Annotated in this window: 22 protein-coding genes; 16 read left to right on the forward strand and 6 right to left on the reverse strand. The window is 64.4% G+C overall.

Features of this window, described 5'->3' with window-relative positions; all coding sequences use genetic code 11:
• Positions 1-3: 3 nt before the first annotated feature.
• Together U5A65_RS09225 and U5A65_RS09230 are read right to left on the reverse strand one after the other, a co-directional pair.
• Complete coding sequence (locus U5A65_RS09225; RefSeq protein ID WP_321914374.1) at positions 4-648, reverse strand: GntR family transcriptional regulator; 645 nt, start codon at positions 646-648, stop codon at positions 4-6.
• Between the two features lie 369 nt (positions 649-1,017).
• On the reverse strand, positions 1,018-2,259 hold the full coding sequence (locus tag U5A65_RS09230) for a D-amino acid dehydrogenase (RefSeq protein WP_321933941.1): 1,242 nt from the start codon (positions 2,257-2,259) through the stop codon (positions 1,018-1,020).
• A 215-nt stretch (positions 2,260-2,474) separates the two neighbouring features.
• On the opposite strand from U5A65_RS09230, the gene U5A65_RS09235 reads away from it, so the two are divergent.
• Complete coding sequence (locus tag U5A65_RS09235; RefSeq protein ID WP_158760630.1) at positions 2,475-2,822, forward strand: RidA family protein; 348 nt, start codon at positions 2,475-2,477, stop codon at positions 2,820-2,822.
• 85 nt (positions 2,823-2,907) lie between these two features.
• Positions 2,908-3,693: an Asp/Glu racemase gene (locus U5A65_RS09240; RefSeq protein ID WP_321946083.1), complete on the forward strand. Its 786-nt coding sequence runs from the start codon at positions 2,908-2,910 to the stop codon at positions 3,691-3,693.
• Positions 3,694-3,829: 136 nt separating this feature from the next.
• On the opposite strand, the gene U5A65_RS09245 is transcribed toward U5A65_RS09240, so the two are convergent.
• On the reverse strand, positions 3,830-5,230 hold the full coding sequence (locus U5A65_RS09245) for a GntP family permease (RefSeq protein ID WP_321946084.1): 1,401 nt from the start codon (positions 5,228-5,230) through the stop codon (positions 3,830-3,832).
• A gap of 172 nt (positions 5,231-5,402) precedes the next feature.
• On the opposite strand from U5A65_RS09245, the gene U5A65_RS09250 reads away from it, so the two are divergent.
• Entirely contained in the window at positions 5,403-6,002 is a 600-nt protein-coding gene (locus U5A65_RS09250; protein ID WP_321946085.1) for a BON domain-containing protein, read from the forward strand.
• Positions 6,003-6,099: 97 nt separating this feature from the next.
• Positions 6,100-6,381, forward strand: a complete 282-nt coding sequence (locus tag U5A65_RS09255; RefSeq protein WP_321933937.1) for a hypothetical protein — start codon at positions 6,100-6,102, stop codon at positions 6,379-6,381.
• 12 nt (positions 6,382-6,393) lie between these two features.
• On the opposite strand, the gene U5A65_RS09260 is transcribed toward U5A65_RS09255, so the two are convergent.
• Positions 6,394-7,908 (reverse strand): helix-turn-helix transcriptional regulator, encoded by a 1,515-nt coding sequence (locus U5A65_RS09260; protein WP_321946086.1) that lies wholly within the window; start codon positions 7,906-7,908, stop codon positions 6,394-6,396.
• Between the two features lie 132 nt (positions 7,909-8,040).
• Between U5A65_RS09260 and U5A65_RS09265 the strand changes: the two genes are divergently transcribed.
• The 4 genes from U5A65_RS09265 to U5A65_RS09280 all read left to right on the forward strand — a co-directional run bounded on the left by U5A65_RS09265 (position 8,041) and on the right by U5A65_RS09280 (position 13,445).
• Positions 8,041-8,268: a hypothetical protein gene (locus tag U5A65_RS09265; RefSeq protein WP_321946088.1), complete on the forward strand. Its 228-nt coding sequence runs from the start codon at positions 8,041-8,043 to the stop codon at positions 8,266-8,268.
• Between the two features lie 105 nt (positions 8,269-8,373).
• On the forward strand, positions 8,374-8,667 hold the full coding sequence (locus U5A65_RS09270) for an H-NS family nucleoid-associated regulatory protein (protein WP_158760624.1): 294 nt from the start codon (positions 8,374-8,376) through the stop codon (positions 8,665-8,667).
• Positions 8,668-9,242: 575 nt separating this feature from the next.
• On the forward strand, positions 9,243-10,844 hold the full coding sequence (locus U5A65_RS09275) for a peptide chain release factor 3 (protein ID WP_321914366.1): 1,602 nt from the start codon (positions 9,243-9,245) through the stop codon (positions 10,842-10,844).
• Positions 10,845-11,081: 237 nt separating this feature from the next.
• Positions 11,082-13,445 (forward strand): GNAT family N-acetyltransferase, encoded by a 2,364-nt coding sequence (locus tag U5A65_RS09280; protein WP_321946089.1) that lies wholly within the window; start codon positions 11,082-11,084, stop codon positions 13,443-13,445.
• A gap of 20 nt (positions 13,446-13,465) precedes the next feature.
• Here U5A65_RS09280 and U5A65_RS09285 read toward each other — a convergent pair whose 3' ends face one another.
• On the reverse strand, positions 13,466-14,011 hold the full coding sequence (locus tag U5A65_RS09285; RefSeq protein ID WP_321914364.1) for a hypothetical protein: 546 nt from the start codon (positions 14,009-14,011) through the stop codon (positions 13,466-13,468).
• Positions 14,012-14,235: 224 nt separating this feature from the next.
• Here U5A65_RS09285 and U5A65_RS09290 point away from each other — a divergent pair, with 224 nt between their 5' ends.
• On the forward strand, positions 14,236-16,227 hold the full coding sequence (locus U5A65_RS09290; RefSeq protein WP_321946090.1) for a tetratricopeptide repeat protein: 1,992 nt from the start codon (positions 14,236-14,238) through the stop codon (positions 16,225-16,227).
• A gap of 56 nt (positions 16,228-16,283) precedes the next feature.
• On the opposite strand, the gene U5A65_RS09295 is transcribed toward U5A65_RS09290, so the two are convergent.
• Positions 16,284-17,117 carry an IclR family transcriptional regulator gene (locus U5A65_RS09295; RefSeq protein ID WP_321914362.1) on the reverse strand — a complete coding sequence of 278 codons (834 nt, stop codon included), beginning with the start codon at positions 17,115-17,117 and terminating at the stop codon, positions 16,284-16,286.
• A 264-nt stretch (positions 17,118-17,381) separates the two neighbouring features.
• Between U5A65_RS09295 and U5A65_RS09300 the strand changes: the two genes are divergently transcribed.
• The 7 genes from U5A65_RS09300 to U5A65_RS09330 are packed head-to-tail and all read left to right on the forward strand — an operon-like array spanning position 17,382 to position 24,767.
• Complete coding sequence (locus U5A65_RS09300; RefSeq protein WP_321914361.1) at positions 17,382-18,464, forward strand: sugar ABC transporter substrate-binding protein; 1,083 nt, start codon at positions 17,382-17,384, stop codon at positions 18,462-18,464.
• A complete protein-coding gene (locus tag U5A65_RS09305; RefSeq protein ID WP_321946092.1) occupies positions 18,461-20,059 on the forward strand; it encodes a sugar ABC transporter ATP-binding protein in 1,599 nt (532 codons plus the stop codon). Before U5A65_RS09300 ends, U5A65_RS09305 begins: the two co-directional genes overlap by 4 nt.
• Positions 20,049-21,089, forward strand: a complete 1,041-nt coding sequence (locus tag U5A65_RS09310; protein ID WP_321914359.1) for an ABC transporter permease — start codon at positions 20,049-20,051, stop codon at positions 21,087-21,089. The genes U5A65_RS09305 and U5A65_RS09310 overlap by 11 nt, the downstream gene beginning before the upstream one ends.
• 15 nt (positions 21,090-21,104) lie before the next feature.
• On the forward strand, positions 21,105-21,437 hold the full coding sequence (locus U5A65_RS09315; protein WP_321914358.1) for a UxaA family hydrolase: 333 nt from the start codon (positions 21,105-21,107) through the stop codon (positions 21,435-21,437).
• Between the two features lie 39 nt (positions 21,438-21,476).
• On the forward strand, positions 21,477-22,781 hold the full coding sequence (locus U5A65_RS09320; protein WP_321946094.1) for a UxaA family hydrolase: 1,305 nt from the start codon (positions 21,477-21,479) through the stop codon (positions 22,779-22,781).
• Positions 22,782-22,838: 57 nt separating this feature from the next.
• Complete coding sequence (locus U5A65_RS09325) at positions 22,839-23,876, forward strand: aldo/keto reductase (protein WP_321914356.1); 1,038 nt, start codon at positions 22,839-22,841, stop codon at positions 23,874-23,876.
• Positions 23,877-23,879: 3 nt separating this feature from the next.
• On the forward strand, positions 23,880-24,767 hold the full coding sequence (locus U5A65_RS09330) for an amidohydrolase family protein (protein WP_321946095.1): 888 nt from the start codon (positions 23,880-23,882) through the stop codon (positions 24,765-24,767).
• The last annotated feature ends 14 nt before the right edge of the window (positions 24,768-24,781 follow it).

Raw genomic sequence — 24,781 nt, forward strand, 5'->3', positions numbered from 1 at the left:
TGTTTATTGCGAGTAAAGCTTCACAACGCCTGCATCCACGACCTTGGCAATTTCTTCCATGCGCCAGGTGATGTGCTTCTCGGTGAGCTCGCGGCAACGCTTCGCGTCGCGCGCCTCGATCGCGTCGAGGATATCGAGGTGTTCCGCGAATGCATCGTGGCCGCGCTGCTCGAGATCGACCCAACGGACAAAATGAATGCGCGCGTTGATGTTATAGAGCGCGCGAACCATTTCGTTATTGCCGGATAGCGCCACTAGCCGCACATGAAATTCTTCGTCGCGTGCGACCAGTTGAGCGGCAGGAGCCTGCGCGGCCTTGTTCTTCATCACGTCTTTCCAGAACTTGCGCAAGGCACGGACATCTTTGGGGTCGGCGCGCTCGACGGCGAGCTGTACGGCCGACGCTTCGATGCTGCGCCGAAGTTCGAACAGGTCGAAAATGTCCTGACGATTCAGCTCCCGAATGAAGAATCCCCTGTTGGGCACAAAGGTCAGCAGGTTTTCCGCAACAAGGCGGTTGAGCGCTTCTCGAAGGGGCGTGCGGCTCACGTCGAACTTCTCTGAGAGTTCGAGTTCGTTCACCCGCTCGCCAGGCCGAATCGTGTACAGGACGGCCATCTCCTTCAAATGCTCGTAGAGGTCATTCACTGTGAGTCCGGCTCGCTTTGGAGCGCTGGTCTCCCGCACGCGCGGCTTGGAATCACGAATGAGCGAAGTGTAGCCAGCCATTTTCCGTTCCCTTTCTAATGCATTACGCCATTTCTATTCTGTCCGAGCGCCTCGCGCCTTCGATTGGCCGATGTCAACATGCGGGGTGCTCGTGAGATGCTACGCGGACGTCTCCCGTCCTTGCTGCCTGAAAGTGTAGGCAATACTGTATTCTACAATACGCGCGCCCGCCGCCAGGCGGCTCCTCCAGGCGCGGGATGGTGCGCGCTGCCACCATCCCATTTAACACCGCAATGCTGGCGACACACGCTGGACTTGTGCGTGAGCCATTCGAGATTCAACGGGTAATCAGGACACCAAACCCTCCATCGGGATTCCCGGCACACGCCCCGCAATCAGGTCAGCAGTGATACGCGCCGAGCCGTGAGACATCGTCCAGCCAATGTGACCGTGACCGGTGTTCAGGTACAGATTGCGATATTTGCGTTGACCAAAGAATGGCAGGTTGTTGGGAGTCATTGGCCGCAGGCCTGCCCACATTTCAGCGCGTTCGTAATTGCCCCCGTCGGGATAGAGTTCCTGCGTGACTCGCTTCATGAACGCGAAGTCCGACGGCTTATGTGCGGTGTCATACCCGGCAAACTCCGCGGTGGCGGTGACGCGAATCCGGTCCCCAAATCTCGAGATCGCAACCAGGTTGTGTTCGTCGACCGCCGCCACATTGGGCGGCTGCGCATGTCCTTCAATCGGGATAGTGAGTGAGTATCCTTTGACCGGGTAGATTGGCAAATTGATACCAATGCGTCGCACGAGTATCGGGCTGTAGCTGCCCAAGGCCAGCACGTACGCATCGCCTTTCACAATGCCCTTGTCCGTGCGCACTCCGGAAATCTCTCCGCCCGAGACCTCGAGCGCTTCGATGTTCGTGCTGTTCAGAATCGTCGCGCCTCTTGCGACCACAATATCCGCCAGTGCACGCGTGAATTTCGCCGGGTCGCCCGTTTCGTCCGTTGGGCAATGTATTGCGCCGACAATGCCGTCCTTCGCCGACGAGAGCGAGGGGTCCAGGGAGATCACTTCCTCGCGGGTCAATACCTTGATAATTTGACCGTCCGACTCTAGAAGCTTCATCTGCGCTACGCCGCGGTCCAGCGCCTCCTGACTCCGATGGAAGTAGAGAATTCCCCTGTCATTGCGGTCGTAGCTCACGGATTCAGTCTTGATGACGTCCTGAAGCACGGACTGCGAATAGGCGGCGAGCCGATGTTTGAGCAGCGTATTGCGCCGTGCCTTTTCTGAGTTGCACTCCATCAGGAAGCGCCATGACCAGCTGTACAGCCTCGGATCGGTAGAGAATTTGAAGCGAAGCGCCTGGTCCTTGAGCACTAGCGACTTGAGCAAAATCATTGGCGCTTTCGGTGAAGACCAGACGAATGAGTGTCCTGGCGCAACCATGCCGGCGTTACCCCAGCTGGTTTCGCCGGCGACCACCGGCTGCCTGTCAACGACCGTCACGTCATGCCCGTCCGCTTGCAACTGGTACGCGGTGGTCACGCCGACTACGCCACCGCCAAGCACAATTACCCTCATGATGCCCTCAGTCTCAAAGGTTGAATGACTTCGCGTCGAGCAGCCGCCGCGCTCGAAGTGTCGACACAAATGTATATTACTAACAAAAAAGAAACGCAATGAGAGCTATCGATTACCGGGGACTTTACCTGAATGTGTCGATAAAAGTGTCGACAATTGTGTGTGATGTGGGCTAGTCTATGTGCTGTACTTCACATGACCAGACGGAGGAACCGATGCAAATCAAGCGTTACGAGAGTGGCAAGCGAATGAGTCAGGCCGTTGTCTACGGTGGTTTCGCGTTCCTTGCCGGACAGGTTGCCGATGACCCGAGCCAGGACGTGAAGGGGCAGACCGAGCAGATTCTCGCGAAGATTGACCGCCTGCTGCAGCAGGTCGGCTCGGACAAAACCCGAGTTCTGACTGCAAGCATCTGGCTCGCCGACTACAAGACGTTTAACGACATGAATGCGGTGTGGGACGCGTGGGTGCCAGAAGGCGAGGCTCCTGCTCGCGCTTGCGTTGAATCCAGGCTTGCGTTCCCCCAATACACCGTCGAAATCGGAGTCATCGCCGCAGTCTGATATGTGGCGCATGAATGAAGCGCTCGCGAGCGTCACTTAACCTGGTGTCAGCATGAACGGACAACGTTGAAGGGGCAGGCGCAGAATGGAAACCCTTGAAACTGCAGAGCGCTATGTGAAGCTCGACTTCACCCTCGATGAGGGGATTTCACATCGCGCTGCAATCGGTCTGGTCGTTCTCGCGACCGACCACACGATCGAATACGAATGGCGCAAGCTGCTCGCCGTCGAAGGCGTGGGATTCTACGAGAGTCGAATTCTGAATTCGGCAGAAATCACACCGGCGACGCTTAGAGAGATGGATAGCCTGATTGCTCCGGGCGTTGCCGTCATCCGTCCTGGAGAGCGGCTTGACGTCGTAGCGTTTGGCTGCACGTCGGCATCGATGGTGCTCGGCGAAGGTCACGTCATGGAGCGAATCAGGGAGTCCCGGCCCCATGCTGCATGCACGACACCCATCACAGCCGCCAGAGTCGCGCTCAATTCGTTGGGCGCAAGACGGGTCGCGCTCCTGACTCCGTACGTGCGCGAGATTACCGAGTCCATGAAGGACTACCTGATCGCTCGCGGCGTGAACATCGTACGAATGGGTTCGTTCGAGCACTCCGACGACAACGAGGTGGCGCGAATCGACGCACAGTCAGTCCGCAATGCCGTTCTCGAACTCGGCCGGCACGAAGACGTCGATGCGGTGTTTGTCTCCTGCACCTCTGTCCGGTTGGCAGACGAGGTCGCCGCAATTGAGCGGGAACTCGGCAAGCCGGTCACGTCCAGCAATCATGCAATGGCGTGGCACGCGTTGAGGCTGGGTGGCGTGAAGGACGAGCTGCCTCGGTTCGGACGGCTGTTCACTGTGCAAAGCGTCGAGTAGTAGTTGTCGCTTTCGTCGTCGATTTTGCACGCACCGCGCGAAATACCTGGCGCGGATTCATCGAAGCGCCTGAAAGGGCTGGCTGGTTAGCCGGCCCTTTCTACGACGATAAGCGCCTGTCTGCGAGCGCTTCACCTCAAACAATGCCCGTCGCGTAGTACACAGCGATAACGAAAAAGACGGCCAACGTCTTGATCACGGTCACCGCAAAGATGTCCCGATACGACTGGCGGTGCGTGAGCCCCGTGACTGCAAGCAACGTGATGACCGCGCCATTGTGCGGCAGTGTGTCCATGCCGCCGCTCGCCATGGCGACCACGCGATGCAGCACTTCCATCGGAATATGCGCGGCCTGCGCGCTCTTGATGAAGAGATCCGACATGGCCGCGAGCGCGATGCTCATGCCGCCCGATGCCGACCCCGTGATACCCGCGAGCGCGCTCACCGAAACGGCGGCGTTGACGAGTGGATTCGGGATGCTCTTGAGCGCATCGCTCACCACGATGAAGCCGGGCAGCGCCGCGATCACACCGCCGAAGCCGTATTCGGATGCGGTATTCATCGAGGCCAGCAGCGCCCCGGCCACTGCCGCCTTCGTGCCGTCCGCAAAGCGGCTTTTCACGCGGCCGAACGCCGTGACGATCACGAGCACGATGCCGGCGAGCAGCGCACCCTGAACCGCCCAGATCGCCACGACCTGCTTGACCGTGGCGGTGACCGGCGTGTGAACGCCGGGCAGCACTTCCGGCGGCACGGTGACGGTGTCGCCGTACCAGACGGGAATCCAGTGTGTGAGCAGGAAGTTCGCCACGCCCACCAGCACGAGCGGCGCAACGGCCAGCACCGGGTTGGGCAGGTGCTCGGTCTTCACGTGCTCGGGTTCGTTCACGAGCGAGGTGCCGTAGCCTTCGCCCTTCGCCATCGCGGCGCGGCGGCGCCATTCGAGGTACGAGAGGCCGACCACGATGATGAAAAGCGAGCCGATCACGCCCAGCGCGGGCGCGGCCCATGCCGTGGTCTTGAAGAACGTGGTCGGGATGATGTTCTGGATCTGCGGCGTGCCGGGCAGCGAATCCATCGTGAACGAAAAGGCGCCGAGCGCAATGGCGCCGGGCATCAGGCGTTTGGGAATATCGCTCTGGCGATAGAGTTCGGCGGCGAACGGGTACACGGCGAACACCACCACGAAGAGCGAAACGCCGCCGTACGTGAGCAGCGCGCACACGGCCACGATCACGGCGTTGGCACGCGAGCGGCCGATATAGCGGATGGCGGCGTGCACGATCGCTTCGGAGAATCCCGATAGTTCGATCACCTTGCCAAATACCGCGCCGAGCAGGAACACGGGAAAGTAGAGCTTCACGAAGCCCACCATCTTTTCCATGAAGATGCCGGAAAAAACGGGTGCAACAGCGGCGGGCTCGGTGAGGAGGACCGCGCCGAGCGCGGCGATGGGCGCGAAGAGGATCACGCTGTAGCCGCGATACGCGGCGAGCATGAGGAACGCGAGGGCGGCGAGAACGATAACAAACGACATGGAGTCTCCTGCGGATCGATCGTGTTGCGCGATGCGGTTTTTAATGCGGCACGGCCATGATGCGTCGCAGCGATTGTAGCGAATGGATGTGTCTCGTTATTGCGAGCGTGGCCGCGCGGTCCTATCGTTGCGCAAGAGAGCGAGCCGGAATGAGCCGATAAGGGGGCAGTCGATGAGTGCGATGGGTATGCGAGGCGAAAGCGGGGCGCGCGCGTGGGCGGTGCAGACAGCGCGGCTTGCGGTGGCGCTTGCCTGCGTGGGCGTTTTCGCGGGCTTCTGGGCGCATGCAGCGGCGCAGTCGCAAACCGGAGCCTCGGCGCCTGCGTCGGGCACGACGGATACCCAACGCAAGAACTGGTACAACGACCCGTTCTTCGCGCTGTCTAGCGCGATCGGCGCCTGTCCGCAACCGCTTGGCCCGCTGATGACGAAAGCCGAAGCCGACGACGACGCCCACTATCGCGTGGAGCGCGGCACGACGTGCTGGCTCGCGCACAAGTGCTCGAAGCCGAACTCGTATCTTTACGACGCCGACATCGCCGCGGCGATTCGTCAGCAACTGCAAGGCGATGCCCTGTTTGCGGGCACGAGCATCTGGATCACGGTGCAGCGCCGTTTTGTCTATGCGGAGGGCTGTGTGGGTGCGGGCTTCGACAGCGCGGCGCTGGAACGCAGGCTCGCCGCGATTGCCGACGTCGAGCAGGTCTTCGTGCGCGTGAGTTCGGACCCGCACGGCGCGCTGCCTTACAAGACGCTCTCGAGTGCGCCCTGAGCGCGCACAGTGTGCGCTCGCGTCGATGCATCGCACATGGCTCGCGGCATGGCACAATCGCAACGTCGAAAAACTAGAAGCCCATCGGGTGCTCCAAATGACTCTTCCTGGTTCGTCGTTGTTCCGTTTGCGCAGATTGCCGTTCGTGGCAGGCGCGTTGACCTTGATCGCAGGGCTTGGTGCGTGCAGCAGCGGGCCGCCGCTGTTCCTGTCGGACGGCCGACCGACGGTCCAGGTCCAATGCCCGGCCTCGGGCGATCGCGATTCTTGCGCGCAGCAGGCGCGTGCTCGCTGCGCCGGCGCGGGTTACGACACCGTGACGTCATCGACCGACAACGGCAACTACACACTCGTATTCGCTTGCCGCAAGGCTCAATAAGCCTCGCGCCGCTCAGCCCTCGGCGGCGGCGCTTGTGCCACGCGCCGGCAGATTCAGCAAAAGGCGCAGCAGGTCAGGCTGGCGGCGCGTCGCCGTCTTCTGAAAGATCGATTGCAATTGTTTGCGCACGGTGTCGTGCTGCACGCCCACGTGTGCGGCGATCTCCTTTTGCGTGAGACCCTCCGCGAGCAACAGCGCGATACGGCATTCGGCCGGCGAGAGGTCGAAGGCCGAGGCGAGCACTCGTTCGTCGACTAGCGGCGCGGATCGCGGGTGATAAAAGGTCAGCGCCGCGAAGGCGCGCAATTCCGAGGCCGAGGGGTCGTCGGCCGTCACCACGTTGTAGAACGCGTAGAGCACCTCCTGCTGGCTCGCAGCAGGCTTCGCCAAGGCTTGCTCATGGCCCGGCTCGTCATGGGTCTGGCCGTGCGGGTGCGTTGAGGCGGCGCCGTCGGGTGCGAGCGTCGCGACCGTGCCATCTACAGCGCCGACAATGCGTAACGCGCGAAAGCGCGCCGCTGCCGCCCGCGCGCCGCTTGTGCGGCTACGCAGCCTGGCCTCGCTTACGGCGATGTCCTCGAGCAGGCGCGCGTGGTGGGGCGCCGCGAGCGTGAGCCGCCGTCCGCGCACCCGCACGAGCGAGGTCGCTTTCAGAAGCCGCTGCGCGGGCTCGTTGCTATGGAGCACCTCGCCCAGCGCACTCACGAGCATGGCTGGCGGGCGTGAGCGGTTTGCAAGCGTGTCTGCGTTCAAGGTGAGGCGGCGCGTGTAAAGGCGCACCGCGCGCACGAGGTGCGGCGTGAGCCGCTCGAGCAGTTCGCGGTGCCCGGCCGGGAGCGGCCCGGCCTCGGCGCCCGCGCTGCACGCGAGCATGACCGTGAGCCCGTGCTGTTCGAGCAGTTTGCACAGCGCCGCGCAGTGATGGCCTTCCTCGAGCGGACCGAGTTCGAGGCCGGGTGCACAGTCGCCTTCTGCGCAGTCGAATTCCACGTCGCAATGCAGCCACTTGCCCGCCGGGAAAGCACGCAGCCATGCAAGGCGCGCGTCGTCGCGATAGAGCGGCCGAATGCGCTCCAGCGGTTCCGCACCGGAGAGGGCAAAACCGTCGCTCCAGGAAAAAAGATCGCGCTGCCGTTCAAAGGCAAACAGATGAATCGACGCCACGCCAATCGTTTCGCGCAATTGCGCGCAGAAATCCTTCCAGGCGCAAGGATTATCGAGTGTGTCGTAAATAAGGTGCAGCAGGCGATCGTATTGTGATTCGTTTGTTGTCACGCCATTCTCATAGTTCGCATTGTGAAAGACTATCGGCAGCAAAATGCGCTCCGCATAACGTTCCACAATTGAGGAATATACAGATGCAATACCCCCCGTTAATCTGCTTTCCGATATGGATGCGGATACAACCGTCAGCGTGGACGAGCAGCAATTGAATTTCCGTGCGGTATCCAACGGATCGGCGGGCTCGCTGGCCTTATTCTGGTCTGACAGTACGAACAAAAGCCGTAAATCCGCTGCGGCGTGCATTTTGTGCGGCCGGAAGGCGCGATTACCAAACTGACCGATTATCCGCTGCGTGCGGAAAAGCGGCGATGCGATGAAAGTGAGTGCGCGCTATTTGCGCGCGCTCCATAAAACTTGTCATTACCGGGGGCAGCGATGAATCATCACCAACTCGAAAAGGACATTGAGCATCTCGAGCACATCATCGGGCGGCTCTCCGGGCGCGACCGTATTCCGCTCTCTTATTGGCGCGGCCGGCTCGAGTCGGTTTCCAGCGCGAACCTCGTGCCTTCGCAGATGCTGCGCGTAAAGCGGCTCAACGAAGCGTTGCGTGCGCTCGAAAGCCGTCTGTCGCATGAATCGCTGCAGCAGCGCGAGCGCTAACGCTAACGTTTGCGGCAGTTTTGTAAAAAAGCGCCCCTTCATCGTCGCTCGTGCTCCAAACCGGTCACAATGGCAGTCTCGCGACCGAACTGGAGATGATGTTTCATGCCGAGCTACAAGCAACTGACCGCCCAGCTGGAGAAGCTTCATAAGGAAGTGGCTGCGGCGCGTGAAAAGGAAATCGAGCAGGCGATCGCCGAGATCAAGGAAAAGATCGCGGAGTACGACATCACTGCCGAAGAACTGGGCTTCGCGAGCCGGCGTGCAGGCCCCGCGCGCAAGAAAGCGCTGCCGGCCCGCTACATGAACCCGAAAACCGGCGAAACCTGGAGCGGCCGTGGCCGTGCGCCGGGCTGGCTGGCGGGCAAGAACCGCGAACGCTTTCTCATCAAGGAATAACGGGCCGATCCTCACGGGCCCATACAGGCGGGTAGGCCAGGGTGCGTGAAGCACCCGGCGCGAGTGCCGCCCCGCTTCAAGCCTCCCGAAAAAGCTCACCTCACGCGTTGTGCCGCGCGCCGCGGCGTGCCGCAATGAGCAGGGCCAGAGCGTCAACGCTGCGGTCGCATGCCTGACGCGAAAGGAAATTTTCGTGAAAACGGGGGGCGTCTCGCGAGCGTGCCGGCTGCATAACAGCGCTGATGGTGCCTTCACATCGAGCTCCTGTAAAAGCTCACCTTTGGCAAAGCTGCGCCAGCCTGCACGTCTAACCCGTTCGAACCCCATCAAACCTTTAGTCGGCGGGCCGAATGCCGTGTATCATTCGGTCCCGGCGCCTTTTCGCTTTTTTTGCGCGGACATCCCGGGACATTCCCGATCGCTCGTGCTATTTGCCGCGCGTCGCGGTCCGCACAGGATCGCCCTATGCGCCGCAAGCGTTGCTTGAAAACGCGCCCGCAAGCGCCGCCGCGCTCGCCGCAACCCCCGCCGCGCGGCCCGGTTGCCCGAATTCATCAGTGATACCCGCCCTATCCATGTCAGTAGCCGAACTCAGACGCCGCCGCACGTTCGCGGTCATTTCTCACCCGGACGCGGGCAAGACCACGCTCACCGAAAAACTGCTGCTGTTTTCGGGTGCGATCCAGATCGCCGGTACCGTGAAAGGCAAGAAGAGCGGCCGCTTTGCGACCTCCGACTGGATGGAGATCGAAAAGCAGCGTGGCATTTCGGTCGCAAGCTCGGTCATGCAGTTCGAGTACGGCGACGCCGTCATCAATCTGCTCGACACGCCGGGCCACGAGGACTTCTCGGAAGATACCTATCGTGTGCTGACGGCCGTGGACGCGGCCGTGATGGTGATCGACGGCGCGAACGGCGTGGAAGCGCAGACGCTCAAGCTGCTCGAAGTCTGCCGCAGCCGCAAGACGCCCATTCTCACGTTCATCAACAAGCTCGACCGCGAAGTGCGCGAGCCGCTCGACCTGCTCGACGAAATCGAGCAGCACCTGGGCGTGGCCGCCGTGCCGTTCACCTGGCCCATCGGCATGGGCAAGGAATTCCAGGGCGTGTACGACATCCAGCGCGACCAGGTGCGCGTGTTCCGCGCAGGCCAGGAGTCGCTTGGCGGAGCGGTGGAAACGCTGCAAAACATTAGCGAAGAAGAAGGTGAAGCGCGTTTCGGCTATCACTGGAAGCGCACCAAGGAAGAAGTCGAGCTGATCACGGGGGCGACGCCCACGTTCGATCGCGACGCCTTCCTCGCGGGCGAGCAGTCGCCGGTGCTGTTCGGTTCGGCCATCAACAACTTCGGCGTGAAGGAAATTCTCGACGCGCTGGTCGATCTCGCGCCGCCGCCGTCGCCGCGTATGGCCGTGCAGCGCCCGGTCTCGCCTGAAGAAACGAAGTTCACCGGCGTTGTATTCAAGGTGCAGGCCAACATGGATCTCGCGCACCGCGACCGTGTGGCGTTCATTCGCGTGTGCTCGGGGCATTTCGAGCGCGGCATGCAGTTGAAGGTCACGCGCAACAACAAGACCTTCCGCGCCAACAACGTGGTGAGCTTTCTGTCGCAGCGCCGTGAAACCGTGGCTGAGGCGTACCCTGGCGACATCATCGGTATTCCTAACCATGGCACGCTGAGTCTCGGCGACACGCTCACCGAAGGCGAAGACCTGCAATTCACGGGTCTGCCGTTCTTCGCGCCGGAAATCTTCCAGACCATCGAAGTGGTCGATCCGATGCGCGCAAAGCAGCTGGGCGAAGCGCTCAAGCAGCTTGGCGAAGAGGGTGCGATTCAGGTGTTCCGCCCGATCCACGGCGGCGCAACGATTCTGGGCGCGGTTGGCCAGCTGCAGTTCGAAGTGGTGTCGCACCGCCTCGCGGCCGAGTACAAGGTTGCCGTGCGCCTGATGCCCGCGCGCTATCGCCTCTCGCGCTGGGTCACGTGTGACGATCCCGCGGAGCTGCGCCGTTTCACCGATTCGTACGAAGCCCGCATGGCCTACGACGCCTCGAACGCGCCCACATACCTCGCCTCGCACGTCTCCGAAATCGAGGTCGCGCAAAAGGCCTGGCCGAAGATCGTGTTCAACGAACTGCGCGAGCATTCGGGCGCGCCGTTCCGCAAGTCGATGTAAAACACGCGGCGCGCTCGCGCCGCGTTTTCAAACCAGCGAAGTCCTTTCTCGCGCATCGTCGTGGCGCACGCCCCAGGGGGCGTGCGACGCCATGCCGCCGCATCTGCGCGCATACGCGCCGGGCGAAAAACGCGCATCGCCTGCGCGCTTGCCCTATCCTCTTCTCGTAGCGATAAACGAAGACAAACCGGCGCTTGCCCGTACGGCCAGCGCGTGTCCGACCGACGAGGAGTGCCTGTGACCGTACGCAATCTCGATGCGGTATTCCAGCCCAAATCCGTGGCCGTGATCGGCGCTTCGCAGCGCCCCGGCAGCATCGGCAGCATGGTGTGGCGGCGGCTGATCGAAGGCGGCTTCACGAGCCCGCTGTGGGCCGTCAATCCGCGCCATCCGGGCGACTTCGAAGCCTTCGACGGCCGCCCCGTGCTTGCCGACGCAGGCGATCTGCCTGAAGCGCCCGGCGTCGCCATCATCTGCACGCGGCCCGCCACGTGGCCCGCGCTCGTGCATCGCCTCGGCGGCATGGGCACGCGCGCGGCGATCATCGTCGGCGAGGTGCGCGACGAGGCCGATCAGGCCGACCTGCGCCACGCGCTGGCGGCGGCACGCCCGCATCTGCTGCGCATCGTCGGCCCCGGCAGTCTCGGCGCGCTCACGCCCGCGCTCAACGCGCAACTGGGCGCGGCGGCATCGATCGCGCGCAAGGGCGGCGTGGCGTGGGTTTCGCAGTCCAACGCCCTCACCAACGCCGTGTTGCGCTGGGCCGCGCCGCGCGGCCTCGGTTTCTCGCACGTGATCGCGCTCGGCGACGAAGCCGACGTCGATGTGGGCGACGTGCTCGACTATCTCGCGAGCGACCCGGGCACGCGCGCCATCCTGCTCGAAGTGGACACGATCCGCGCGGCGCGCAAGTTCATGTCGGCAGCGCGCGCGGCGGCGCGCAACAAGCCCGTGCTCGCGTTGCGCAGCGGCCGCGACGACAAGGGCGACGCGCTCTACACGGCGGCGTTCCGGCGCGCGGGCCTCGTGCGCGTCGATACGCTCGACGACCTGCTCGACGAAATCGAAACGCTTGGCGTGGGCCGCGTGGCCGCGAGCGACACGGCCACGCTCATCACGAGCGACCGCGGCGTGGCGACGCTCGCGCGCGACGCCTTCATGAAGGCCGGCGACACGCTCGCGCGTTGGGATGACGAAGCGCTTGCGGCCATCCAGGCCGCGCTGCCGCATGCTCAGGCGGGCAATCCGCTCGTGCTCGGCGACACCGCGAAGCCCGAGCACTTCGGCCTCGCGCTGCAAACGCTCGCCACGCACCGCTCGAGCGGCACGGCGTTCGTCGTGCACGCGCCCACCCACAGCGCGCCCGTGGACGCGGTGGCGCGCACGCTGATCGAGCAGCAGCGCTATGCGTATCGCGGCATGCTCGCGTGCTTCTTTGGCGGCGTGGACGAGAAAACGCGCGACGAGTTGCACGCGCACGGCATTCCGGTGCACACCACGCCGCGGCGTCTGGCGCGCGCGTTCGCGCGTCTCGTCGATTACCGGCTGGGTCGCGAGCTATTGATGCAGACGCCCGAAACGATGCCCGCCCAGGGGCCGGCCGCGATCGAGGCCGCGCAAGGCGAGGCACGCGCGGCGCTGGCGGCCGGGCGCACGGAACTGAAAGGGGAAGAGGCGGCCAGATTGCTGGCCTTGTTCGGGCTCACCACGCAGGCGCAGGACGAACCGGGCGTAAAACCGGTGGTGGACGTGACGGTGGAGTTTCGCGACGACGACAACTTCGGTCCGGTGTTCCGTTTCGCCGCGCCTTCGCCGGACGATTTTTCGCCGCCGCTGCGTGTGTATAGCCTGCCGCCGCTCAATCCCGTGCTCTCGCGTGACATCGTCGCGCACTCGCCGTATGCGCGCTACACGGCGCCCGAGCCGACGCTGGCGGCGCTCACCGAGCTGTCGCAGTTCGTGTGCGAGGTGCGGGAGGTCGTGGGCTTGCGTTTGACGCTGCGCGTGCTGCCCGAGGCGGTCGTGGTTGTCGCGCCCTGCCTGCAGCTTGCGGAAAAGCGCAGCCGTTTCGCGATCATGCCGTATCCGCGGCGGCTCGAAGAAACGCTCGACTGGCACGGCGAGCGCCTCACGATCCGGCCGATCCGTCCCGAAGACGAGGACATGCATCGCACGTTCGTCGAATCGATGACGCCCGACGATTTGCGCTTGCGCTTCTTTTCGGCGGTGCGCAGCTTCGATCACTCGCAGCTCGCGCGCATGACGCAGATCGACTACGACCGTGAGATGGCGCTCATCGCAGTCGTGCACGGTGAAGACGGCCAGCCGCGCACGCTGGGTGTGGTGCGCGCGGTGGCCGACCCGGACAACGAGACCGCCGAATTCGCGGTCGCGATTCTGTCGAATCTCAAGCGCGGCGGCCTTGGCCGCCTGCTGATGGCGCGCATCATCGAGTACGTGCGCTCGCGCGGCACGCACTGGCTGCTCGGCGAGGCGCTGCGCGAGAACGCGCCGATGATCGGCCTCGCGCGCGCCTGCGGCTTCACCGTCACGCCCACGGAAGACCCGGGCGTGGTCGGGTTTCGCATGCCGCTCGACTGAGCGGCAACTGAGCGGCAGCGTCAGGCGGCCAGCTTCGCGAGCGCGTCGTCGATCTGGCCGCGCGTGAGCGCAAGTTCTTCGAGCCAGGCTTCGCCGTACTGCGCGCCGGTTTCCTTCTCCAGCCGCGCGATGGTCGCGGCGCAGCGCGCGGCGTCTTTCGGCGTGGCGATGAACGCCTTGACCGACTGGCCGCCCTGGAAGGCCTCGAACAGCGGCGTGCGGATGTCGTCGGGCAGCGCGCGCGTGGTCCACTGGTGCGTCTTGCCGTTGAACGTGAGCGAAGGCGGCAGCACGCGTTCCTTGCGCGTGGCCGGAATCAGGCCGAAATTGCGCGCGGCTTCGGCGATCTGCTCGGCCGTGAAAAGCTCCTCGGGAGCGATCTCGAATTGCGCGATGGCGGTTTCGACGGTCTTCATCGCGTCGGCGCGGTCGTCGCGCTTTTTCTGCGCGCGCGCGACGATGTCGCGCAGCTCGTCGGCTTCTGCGGGCGTGATCGTGAAGCTCGCCTGTTTCTGCTGAAGCTCGGAAAAGCGCTGGAATTCTTGATCGGTCAGGAGTTTCGCCATGGGTTTTCGAATACGCGGCCGCCTTGCAAGGCGCACGGGTTTTTTGAGAGGGCCGCCATTCTAACCGTTTTGCGTGGCGGCCTTCCATTTGCGCGGAACGGGCAGGCATGCTCGCGCGGCGCACATGTAGGACGTGTCCGATTTCATCATGCGATGGCGCTCCCTATCATCGCCGGATGAACTCATCGCGCCCCTCATCTCAAGCCGATTCGCGTCCAGAGGCTTTGCTTCAACGCGGCATCGGGCACCTGAATGACGAAAAATACAGCTTCGCCGAAGCGCTGTTTCGCGAGATCCTCGCACAGGACCCGCATCATGCCGAAGCGCTCCATCAACTCGGCGTGACGCTCGCGCGGCAATCGCAGTTCGAGGCAGCCGAACACTGGCTGCGCGCGTCGCTTGCCCAGCGCGAAAGCGGGCCGTGCCAGCGCGATCTCGCTTGGGCGCTGTTATGGCAGGGCCGCGACGGCGAGGCGATCGAAGCGTATCGCGCCGCGATTGGCGCGGGCGTGCGCGAGGCGCGCGTGTTCAGCAACCTTGGCAATCTGCTCAAGAAGCGCAACTCGCTGTTGCAAGCCGAGACCTGCTACCGCGAGGCCATTGCGACGGACGCCAGCTACGCGCTCGCCTACAGCAATCTCGCGATGCTTCAGCAGGACGCCGGCCAGCTCGAAGCCGCCGAGGCAAACCTCAAGCAAGCGCTCACGCTCGCGCCGAATTCGCCGCATCTCTGGCAGTGCTATGGCGGTTTGCTGGAGCGTCTGAACCGCATCGACGAAGCCGATGAAGCGTATTGCCGGGGCGGGCGCTGGGAGGCCGCGCAATTCGTGCGCCGCCGCGAGGCGCACTGGCAGCAGCTTGCCGAGATCGACGCGGCGGCGCTCGCCATGGTGTCGGCGGGCACGGCGGACAACCTTACGCCGTGGTGCCTGCTCGGCATTCCGGCGCTCACGCCGCAGTTGCATCGCGAAGCGGGGTTGCGCTTCGCGCAGAGCCGCTGGCGCGGGGAACTGGCCGCGGCGCCGCTCGTGGCGCGCGGCGCGGGGCTTGCCGCCGCGCTTGCACGCTGCAAAGCGGGCGAGCGGTTGCGCATCGGCTATCTCTCGGCCGACTTTTACGACCACGCCACGCTGCGCTTGCTGGCGGGCGTGCTCGAACTGCACGACGCCACGCGCTTCGACGTTCATCTGTACTCGTACGGGCCCGACCCCGACGCCGCAACGCGTGCGCGCTTCGCGCATGTGCCGGGCACGTGGCACGACATCGGCGCGCTGTCCGACGCCCAGGGGGCCGCCCAGATCGCGCGCGACGGCATTCACCTGCTCGTCGACCTGAAAGGCTATACAACGGGCGCGCGGCTTGGCATCACGGCGCTGCGGCCCGCGCCCGTGATCGTGAGCTGGCTGGGCTATCCCGGCTCGCTCGGCCACACGCGGCTGGCCGACTATCTCATCTCCGACGCCATCGTCACGCCGCCCGATTCAACCTCGCACTTCAGCGAGACACTGGCGCTGATGCCGCATTGCTATCAGCCTGTCGATCACCGCCGCGAGAGCGCGCCGCCGCCCTCGCGCGTGCAAGCGGGCTTGCCCGAAACGGGTTTCGTGTTTTGCAGCTTCAACCAGACCTTCAAGCTCAACGCGCCGATGTCGGCGTTGTGGGCGCGGCTGCTCAAGGCCACGCCCGGCAGCGTGCTCTGGCTGCTCGACCCGGGCTCGGTGCGCGCGAAAGCGAACCTGCGCAGCTTCTACGAAACGCAAGGCGTCGACCCCGCTCGCGTGATCTTCGCGCCGCGCGTGTCGCAGCAAGCGCACCTCGCGCGCCTGTCACTCGCGGACCTCGCGCTCGACACGCTGCCTGTGGGCTCGCATACCACGGGCAGCGACGCGCTCTGGGCGGGCGTGCCGATGGTGACGGCGCCGGGCACGTTGTTCGCGGGCCGCGTGGGCATGAGTCTGCTGTACACGGTGGGCCTCTCCGAACTCGTCGCGCGCGATCTCGACGCGTACTTCCAGATCGCGCTCGGCTTTGCCACCGACGCGGCCTGGCGGGCGAGGGTGCGTGAAAAGCTCGCGGCCGCGCGTAGCGCGTCGCCGTTGTTCGACACGGCAGGATTCACGCGCGACTTCGAGCGACTCTCCATGGCGATTGTGGAGCGGGAGGCGCAAGGCGTAACGGAGGAAACGGGCGGTCGTACGCCCGTGGTCGTGCAGTAGACGAGGCATGCGCCAGCATGAACCCGCGCCCGGCGGGCAGCACGCAGCGCTGAACATTACGCCGCGCCGTCTTCGCGAAACATCGACAAGGTCTGCACGGTTGCGCTCAGCATTTGCGTGGCCTCGTCGAGCGAGGGCGCGACATAGTCGTCGATGCGCTTGAGGAACGGGCAGGTCAGCGCCGCGATCGCCTGACCCGAAGGTCCGAGCACAGGAAACGTCACGTCCGTCACGCCGAAAATCTGCTGGCTGTCCTTGCGCGAGAAACCCACCTCGCGCACCTGCTCGCATGCGGTTTCCAGCGCCGCGTGATCGATCGCCACCTCGCCCTTCACCTTCGTATGCTCCGCGAGCATGTGCGCGCGCTGCTCCGGCGTTTGCCACGCGAGCAGCGTGCGGCCCGAACTCGTATCGACGAGGCCCACGCGCGAACCCAACCGTACGGCAATGCCCCACGTGCCAGGCCCGTCCACCTGTGCGATCACCAGCAGGTTGCCGCGGTCGTACACGGTGAGATGGCAGGACTGCTCGGCTTCGTCGGCGAAGCGCTGCATGAGCGGCAGCGCTTCGGAAATCAGGCGCTCCATGGGCGGGTGGCGGTGCGCGAGCGCAAAGAGCTTCAGGCTCAGCGCATAGCGGTCGCCGCCTTCCGAGCGGATCACGTACTGACGCGCCACCAGCCGCTCGAGCATGCGGTAGATCTCGCTCGCGTTGCGGCCTAGCGCCTTCGTGATCTCGGCGCGCGTCAAGCCGGCGCGTTGCTCCGCGAGCAGTTCGAGGATGTCGAGCCCCTTGTCCAGCGCGGGCGCGCGATAGCGATCGGCGTCGTCTTTCTCTTCGGCTTCTTCGGGCACGTTGTCCATCTGGCTTTTTTTCGCGTTCTTTTCCATCTGATCGTCCCCAGGGAAATCACGGACCCATGCTGCACTGCACATCGCTTGACCTTGTGATGTGCGTATATGAATAATACGTTCACTGGTGAATAAACACCAGCGTCGTCAGGTAGAGAAGAGGCAGTTGCAACGGGTCGCCGGCGCTTCGAGCATTCCACGTGGGCGCGGCGAACACATGTCATTCAACAAACGAGAGATCGATCGCGCCGGGCACTCAGTTGCCGCGATTAGTTGCCGCGATCGATCCAGAAGGAGACACACATGGCGTTCGCATCCGGGCTCTTGAAGGCCCGCCGCTCCACCGCAATTCACCACACGCGCGGCGCCTTCGCCCGCGCCGCCACAACATCGCTTTGCATCGCCGCGGCCTGCGCTGCGGCGTTAGGCGCGTCGAGTGCGGCCAACGCCGCCGAACTCGGCAAGGTCGGCCTCGGTCTGCCGCTCCTGACTTCGCCGTTCTGGCAGTCGTACAACAACTACCTCGGTGCTTACGCGAAGCAGGACGGCATCGACGTTCTCGCGCCCGTGAACTCGAATAACGATCCCGCCCAGCAGATCACGGACATGAACAACATGATCAATCTGGGCGCGAAGGGCATCGTGGTCGGGCCGATCGATTCGGCCGCGATTAGCCGCGCGCTCGGCAATGCCGCCCAGAAGGACGTGAAAGTCGTGGCCGTGGACGTCGCGCCCACGCAGGGCAACGTTGCCATGGTCGTGCGCGCCGACAATCACGCGTACGGCGAGCAGGCCTGCAAATACATTGGCGAGCACGTGAAGTCGGGCAAGGTCGTGCAGATCATGGGCGACCTCGCCTCGGTGAACGGGCGCGACCGTTCGGAAGCGTTCCGCGCGTGCCTGAAGCACTACCCGAATCTGTCGCTGCTCGAAATACCGGCCGGCTGGAAGGGCGACGTGGCGGCGAGCGCGCTGGACAGCCTGCTCACCGCGAACCCAGACGTGAAGGGCATCTACATGCAGGCGGGCGGCGTGTATCTCTCGCCCACGCTGCAAACGTTGCGCCGTAAGCAATTGCTCTTTCCCGCGGGCGATCCGAAGCACATCGTGATCGTTTCCAACGATGGCATTCCGCAGGAGTTCGAAGCAATCCGCAAGGGTGAGATCGATGCAACGGTTTCGCAGCCCGCCGACCTCTACGCGAAGTACGGTCTCTACTACATCAAGGCCGCGCTGGAGGGCAAGACGTTCAAGCCGGGCAAGACCGATCACGACAGCACCATCATTCAGTTGCAGTCCGGCATTCTCGAAGACCAGTTGCCGGCGCCGCTCGTGACGAAGCAGAACGTCGACGACAAGAACCTGTGGGGCAACACCGTCAAATGAACGATCGAACCAGCGATCGGACCGTAGCGGATACCGCGCCGCCGTGGGGCGGCGCGGTATTTGTGGGCAGCCGCGAGGCGGCTGCGCGGGCACTCGCGCCTGTGGTCGAGGCGAGCGGCGTGACGAAGCGTTATGGCTCCACGGCAGCGCTCGCCGACGTGAGCCTGCGCGTGATGGCGGGCGAGTCGCATGCACTGGTGGGTCGCAACGGCGCAGGCAAGTCCACGCTCGTTTCGATCCTCACCGGTCTGCGCAAGCCCGACGAAGGCAGTGTGCGTTTCAACGGCGAGAGCGCGCCCGCGCTCGCTGACCGCGACGCCTGGCGCGAGCGCGTGGCCTGCGTGTATCAGCACTCGACCATCATTCGCGATCTCACGGTCGCGGAAAATCTCTTCATTAATCGCCAGCCACGGCGGCGCGGCGTGATCGACTGGCCGACCATGCGCCGCGACGCGCGAGCGCTGCTCGATCACTGGCGCATCGACGTGCGCGAGGACGCGCGTGCGGGCGACCTCACGGTCGAAGCGCGCCAGCTCGTGGAGATTGCGCGGGCGCTTTCGTATGGCGCGCGGTTCATCATCCTCGACGAGCCGACTGCGCAGCTCGACGGCGAGGAAATCAAGCGCCTCTTCCGGCGGATCGACGAATTGCAGCGCGAAGGCGTGACGTTCCTGTTCATCTCGCACCATTTGCAGGAGGTGTACGAGATTTGCCAGGCCGTCACGGTGCTGCGCGACGCGCGTCATATCGTGAGTGCGAGCGTGGCGCAATTGCCGCGCGAGAAGCTCATTGAAGCCATGACGGGCGAGCGCGGCGGCCTGAACGTCGCCGATGCGGCGGCGCGCGCGGCGCTGCCCGCCAACGCGCCGCTCGCGCTCGAAGTGCGTGGCCTCACGGGCCGCGACTATCACGACGTGTCGTTCACGCTAAGGCGCGGCGAAGTGGTAGGCCTCACGGGCGCGACGAGCAGCGGTCGCACGAGCGTGGGCGAGGCGATTGCGGGACTCACGGCGCAGCGCTCCGGCGAGATCCGCGTAAAAGGCGCGCCGCTCACGCCCGGCGACGTGCCCGCTGCGCTTGCGAGCGGCATAGGTTGCGTGCCAAAGGACCGTCATCACGAAGGACTCGTGCTCACGCAGTCGGTGGCCGAGAACGCTTCCATGACGATTGCGGGGCTGCTGGGACGCTTTGGTTTCGCGCCGCCGGCGAAGAAGCAGGCATTCGGCAGGCGCATGATCGAGTCGCTCGGCATTGTTGCGCAAGGTCCGGACCACGTGGTTTCAGGTCTCTCGGGTGGCAACCAGCAAAAAGTGGTGATGGCGCGCGCATTGGCAAGCAGTCCCGACGTTCTCGTGCTGATCGATCCCACGGCGGGCGTGGACGTGAAATCGAAGGAAGCGCTGCTCTCGGTCGTGGACCGCGTGCGCGACGAAGGCAAGGCCGTGCTGGTGGTGTCGAGCGAACTCGACGACTTGCGCACCTGCGACCGCGTGCTCGTGATGTTTCGCGGCGAAGTGGTCACCGAGATGGCGGCCGGATGGCAGGACCACGAACTGATCGCATCGATTGAAGGAGTCGATCTCAATGAAGAATAGTGTTTCGACGCCCGCGTTCGCGACGGCGCAGTCCAATGCGGCCGCGAACGCTCGCCGTGCCCGTCCGCGCATCGAACTGGCGCGCCTGCGCGATTTCGCGCTGCTGCCTGCGCTCGTGTTGTTGCTCGTGATCGGCGGCTTCGTGAGCCCGAGCTTTCTCACGCGCGCCAATCTCATCAGCGTGCTCGGCGCGTCCGCCGCGCTCGCGCTCGTGGTGCTCGCCGAATCGCTTATCGTGCTCACGGGCAAGTTCGATCTTTCGCTCGAATCGACCGTGGGCATCGCACCCGCCGTTGGCGCGATGCTCGTCATGCCGGCCGCGTCGGCGGGCTTCGGCACGCAGTGGCCTGCGTTCGTCGGGCTCGCCGCCATCGTGCTGGTGGGCGCGCTGATCGGCTTCATCAACGGCTTTCTCGTGGTGCGGCTGCGCCTGAACGCGTTCATCGTGACGCTCGCCATGCTGATCGTGCTGCGCGGCATGCTTGTGGGCGCAACGAAAGGCGGCACGCTCTTCGACATGCCTTCGTCGTTCTTCTCGCTCGCCACGACCATCGTGCTCGGCCTGCCGGTTTCTGTGTGGCTCGCCGCCGCTGCGTTCGCGATCGCCGCGTTCATGCTGCGCTATCACCGCGTGGGCCGCGCGCTCTATGCAATCGGCGGCAATCCTGATGCAGCGCGCGCCGCCGGTATCCGCGTGGAGCGCATCACGTGGGGCGTGTTCGTGCTCGGCAGCGTGCTTGCCGCGATTGGCGGCTTGATCGTTACCGGCTACGTGGGCGCGATCAATGCGAATCAGGGCAATGGCATGATTTTCACGGTGTTCGCGGCGGCGGTGATCGGCGGCATTTCGCTCGATGGCGGCAAGGGCACGATGCTGGGCGCACTCTCGGGCGTGCTGCTGCTTGGCGTGGTGCAGAACCTGCTCACGCTCGCGCAGGTCCCGTCGTTCTGGATTCAGGCGATTTACGGGGCGATCATCCTCGGCTCGCTGATGGTGGCGCGGCTTGCGGGCGGCGAGGCACAGAACTAAAGGCGGAGACTCTCTGTGAACAGCAATGCACCCCAAACGGACGCTCGCCTCATTCTGCTTGCCCCTGAGGACAACTGCCTGATTGCGGCGGCGCACTTGACGCAGGGCGAGACCGTTGAGATAGAAGGCGAGCGCGTGACGCTCGCGAAGACGATCGAACTCGGTCACAAGGTGGCGCGCTACGCGCTCGCGAAAGAGGAGAAGGTGCTGCGCTACGGCGCGCGCATCGGCCACGTGAACGGGCCGGTGGCGCGCGGCGAGCATCTGCACACGCATAACCTGGAAAGCGATTATCTGCCGACCTATACGCACGACGCAGGGCACGAGTTTGTGCCGCACAAGTCGTGACCCCATGATGCGGCATGCGCCCGGAGCAGGATTCAAGTTATGAGCCATAGCAACGTCACACCTTCACAAGCCGCCGAACCCATGCTCGAAGGCTGGCTGCGCAACGACGGCCGCAAGGGCATTCGCAACGTGGTTGCGGTGGCCTATCTCGTGGAATGCGCACACCATGTGGCGCACGAAATCGTCGCGCAGTTTCGCGAACCATTCGACGCTTTCGACGTTCCAGACAGGCAACATGAGCCGCCTGTGCATCTCATTGGCTTTCCCGGCTGCTACCCGAACAGCTACGCCGAGAAGATGATGAAGCAGCTCACTACGCATCCGAACGTGGGTGCGGTGCTGTTCGTGTCGCTTGGCTGCGAGAGCATGAACAAGCACTATCTCGTGGAGCAGGTTCGCGCGAGCGGCCGTCCGGTAGAAGTCCTGACGATTCAGGAAAAGGGCGGCACGCGCAGCACGATCCAGTACGGCCTTGACTGGGTGCGCGGCGCGCGCGCGCAACTCGCCGCGCAGAAGAAGGTGCCGATGCGTCTGGACGAACTCGTAGTCGGCACGATTTGCGGCGGCTCGGACGGCACGAGTGGCATCACCGCGAACCCGGCAGTGGGTCGCGCCTTCGATCAACTGATTGCGGCGGGGGCGGCCTGTATCTTCGAGGAAACAGGCGAGCTGGTGGGCTGCGAATTCCACATGGAGAGCCGGGCGGCCAGGCCCGAACTGGGCGCGGAGATCGTGGCATGCGTGGCCAAGGCGGCGCGCTATTACTCGATTCTCGGCCACGGGTCGTTCGCCGTTGGCAACGCGGACGGCGGGCTCACCACGCAGGAGGAGAAGTCGCTCGGGGCGTATGCGAAAAGCGGCGCCTCGCCGATCGTCGGCATCGTGAAGCCTGGCGACGTGCCGCCCACGGGCGGGCTTTATCTGCTCGACGTGGTGCCCGACGGCGAGCCGCGCTTCGGCTTTCCGAATATCAGCGACAATGCGGAAATCGCGGAGTTGATCGCGTGCGGCGCGCATGTGATCCTGTTCACGACGGGGCGCGGGTCGGTGGTGGGTTCGGCGCTTGCGCCCGTCATCAAGGTGTGCGCGAACCCGCAAACCTACCGCAATCTCGCCGGCGACATGGACGTGGATGCAGGCCGCATTCTGGAAGGCCGCGCAACGCTCGACGAAGTGGGGCGCGAAGTGTTCGAGCGCACGCTGGCGGTAGCGGGCGGCGAGCGCTCGAAGTCGGAAGGGCTCGGGCACCAGGAGTTTATCCTGACGTACAAGACCTTCGAGCCAGTCGGTCCCGCATGTCTGCCCGCCAGTGCGCGCGTGCCGATTGTCGAAGCCGTGAACTAAAACGTGCTTTTAAACCATTTCGTTGTTGGCACAACCATCTCCCGGAGGTGACGAGCCATGGCGCAAGAACAGCATCCCAAGGTGGCGCACACGCGCCGTATCGGACGCACGGCGCTCGAAGTGAGCGCGCTGGGTCTAGGCACCGCGCCGCTCGGCGGCCTGTATCGCGACCTGACCGAGGAAGAAGCGCAGGCCACTGTCGACGCCGCGTGGCAAGCCGGCATCCGCTTTTTCGACACCGCGCCGCACTATGGCCACACCAAGGCCGAACACCGGCTGGGCGCGGCGTTGCGGCGCTATTCGCGCAACGAGTACGTGATTTCCACGAAGGTGGGCCGCCACTTCGTGCCGCGCACGCATCCGTACGACGGCAGCGAGGGCTGGCAAGATCCGCTGCCCTTCGAGGCGATCTTCGACTACACGCGCGACGGCATTCTTCGTTCGTTCGAAGACAGCCAGCAGCGGCTCGGCATTCCCGAGATCGACGTCCTGCTCGTGCACGACATCGGCCGCTACACACACGGCGAGCGCAACGAGCACTACTGGCGGCAACTGAGCGACAGCGGCTTCAAGGCGCTCGACGAATTGCGCAAGGCGGGCGCGATCAAGGCGATCGGCTTCGGCGTGAACGAACGCGAAGTGATACTCGAGGCCATGCAGGAATTCGATATCGACTGCGCGCTGCTGGCGGGCCGCTATACGCTGCTCGAACAGGCGCCGCTCGACGATCTGCTGCCGGAGTGCGAGAAGAAGGGTGTGAGCATTCTGCTGGGCGGTGCGTTCAATTCGGGCATTCTCGCGCATGGTCTGCTTGGCGAACTCAAGTTCAACTATGCCGATGCGCCGAAGGACGTGGTCGAACGCGTGGCGCGGCTCGAAACGATTTGCCGGACCTACGACGCGCCGCTCGCGGCCGCGGCGCTGCAGTTTCCCTATGCGCATCCGGCCGTGGCGACCGTGCTCAACGGCGCGCGCAGCCCCCAGGAAGTGCGCGAGAACGTGGCGTCGTTCGAAACGAAATTGCCCCGCGAGTTGTGGCTCGCGCTGCGCGACAAGGGGCTTCTCGATCCGCGCGCACCGCTTCCGCAGGCTTGAGCCATGGCCACGATCGAACGGATCGACGCCCATCAGCACTATTGGGACCCCGCGCGCGGCGATTACGGCTGGCTCACGCCGTCGATGACCGCGCTCTATCGCGCGTTCGGCCCCGCCGATCTCGCGCCGCTGCGCGCGTCGTGCGGCGTGTCGCGCACGGTGGTCGTGCAGGCCGCGCCCACCGTCGAGGAAACGCGCTGGCTGCTCGATCTCGCGCGCAACGAGCCCTCGATTGCGGGCGTGGTGGGCTGGGTGCCGCTCGACGACCCGCACGTAGGCACGCTGATCGCCGAGCTTGCGCGTGAGCCGAAGCTGCGCGGCGTGCGGCCGATGCTTCAGGACCTCGCGGATGACGACTGGATCGCAACCGCCGATACCGCGCGCGGCATACAAGCGCTCATCGCGCACGATCTCGCCTTCGACGCGCTCGTTTTCACGCGCCACGCGCCCGCGCTCGCCACGTTCCTCGCGCGGCATCCGGATTTGCGGGTGGTGATCGATCACGGCGCGAAACCGCCCATCGCGGCTGGCGGCGCCAGCGGCTTCGCAGCGTGGTCGCAGGCCATCACGCGCTTCGCGCGGTTCCCGCAAGTGCATTGCAAGCTCTCGGGGCTCGCGACCGAAGCCGCGCCAGGCTGGGACAACGCCACGTTGGCGCCCTGGGTCGCGCATCTGTTCGCGTCGTTCGGTCCGCAACGCCTCATGTGGGGCAGCGACTGGCCGGTGCTGAACCTCAATGGCGACTACGAACGCTGGCACGCCTGCGCGCAACAGCTCACTAAAACGTTTTCGGCGGACGAGCGCGCCGCCGTGTTTGGCAGCAACGCCGCGGCTTTCTATCGGCTGAAGACCGACCTTACGACCAACCTTGAGGCCGGTCCAGCCGGTTAGACAACGTCCGCCGA

The organism is Paraburkholderia sp. J10-1, from assembly GCF_905220165.1.
Lineage (GTDB): Bacteria > Pseudomonadota > Gammaproteobacteria > Burkholderiales > Burkholderiaceae > Paraburkholderia.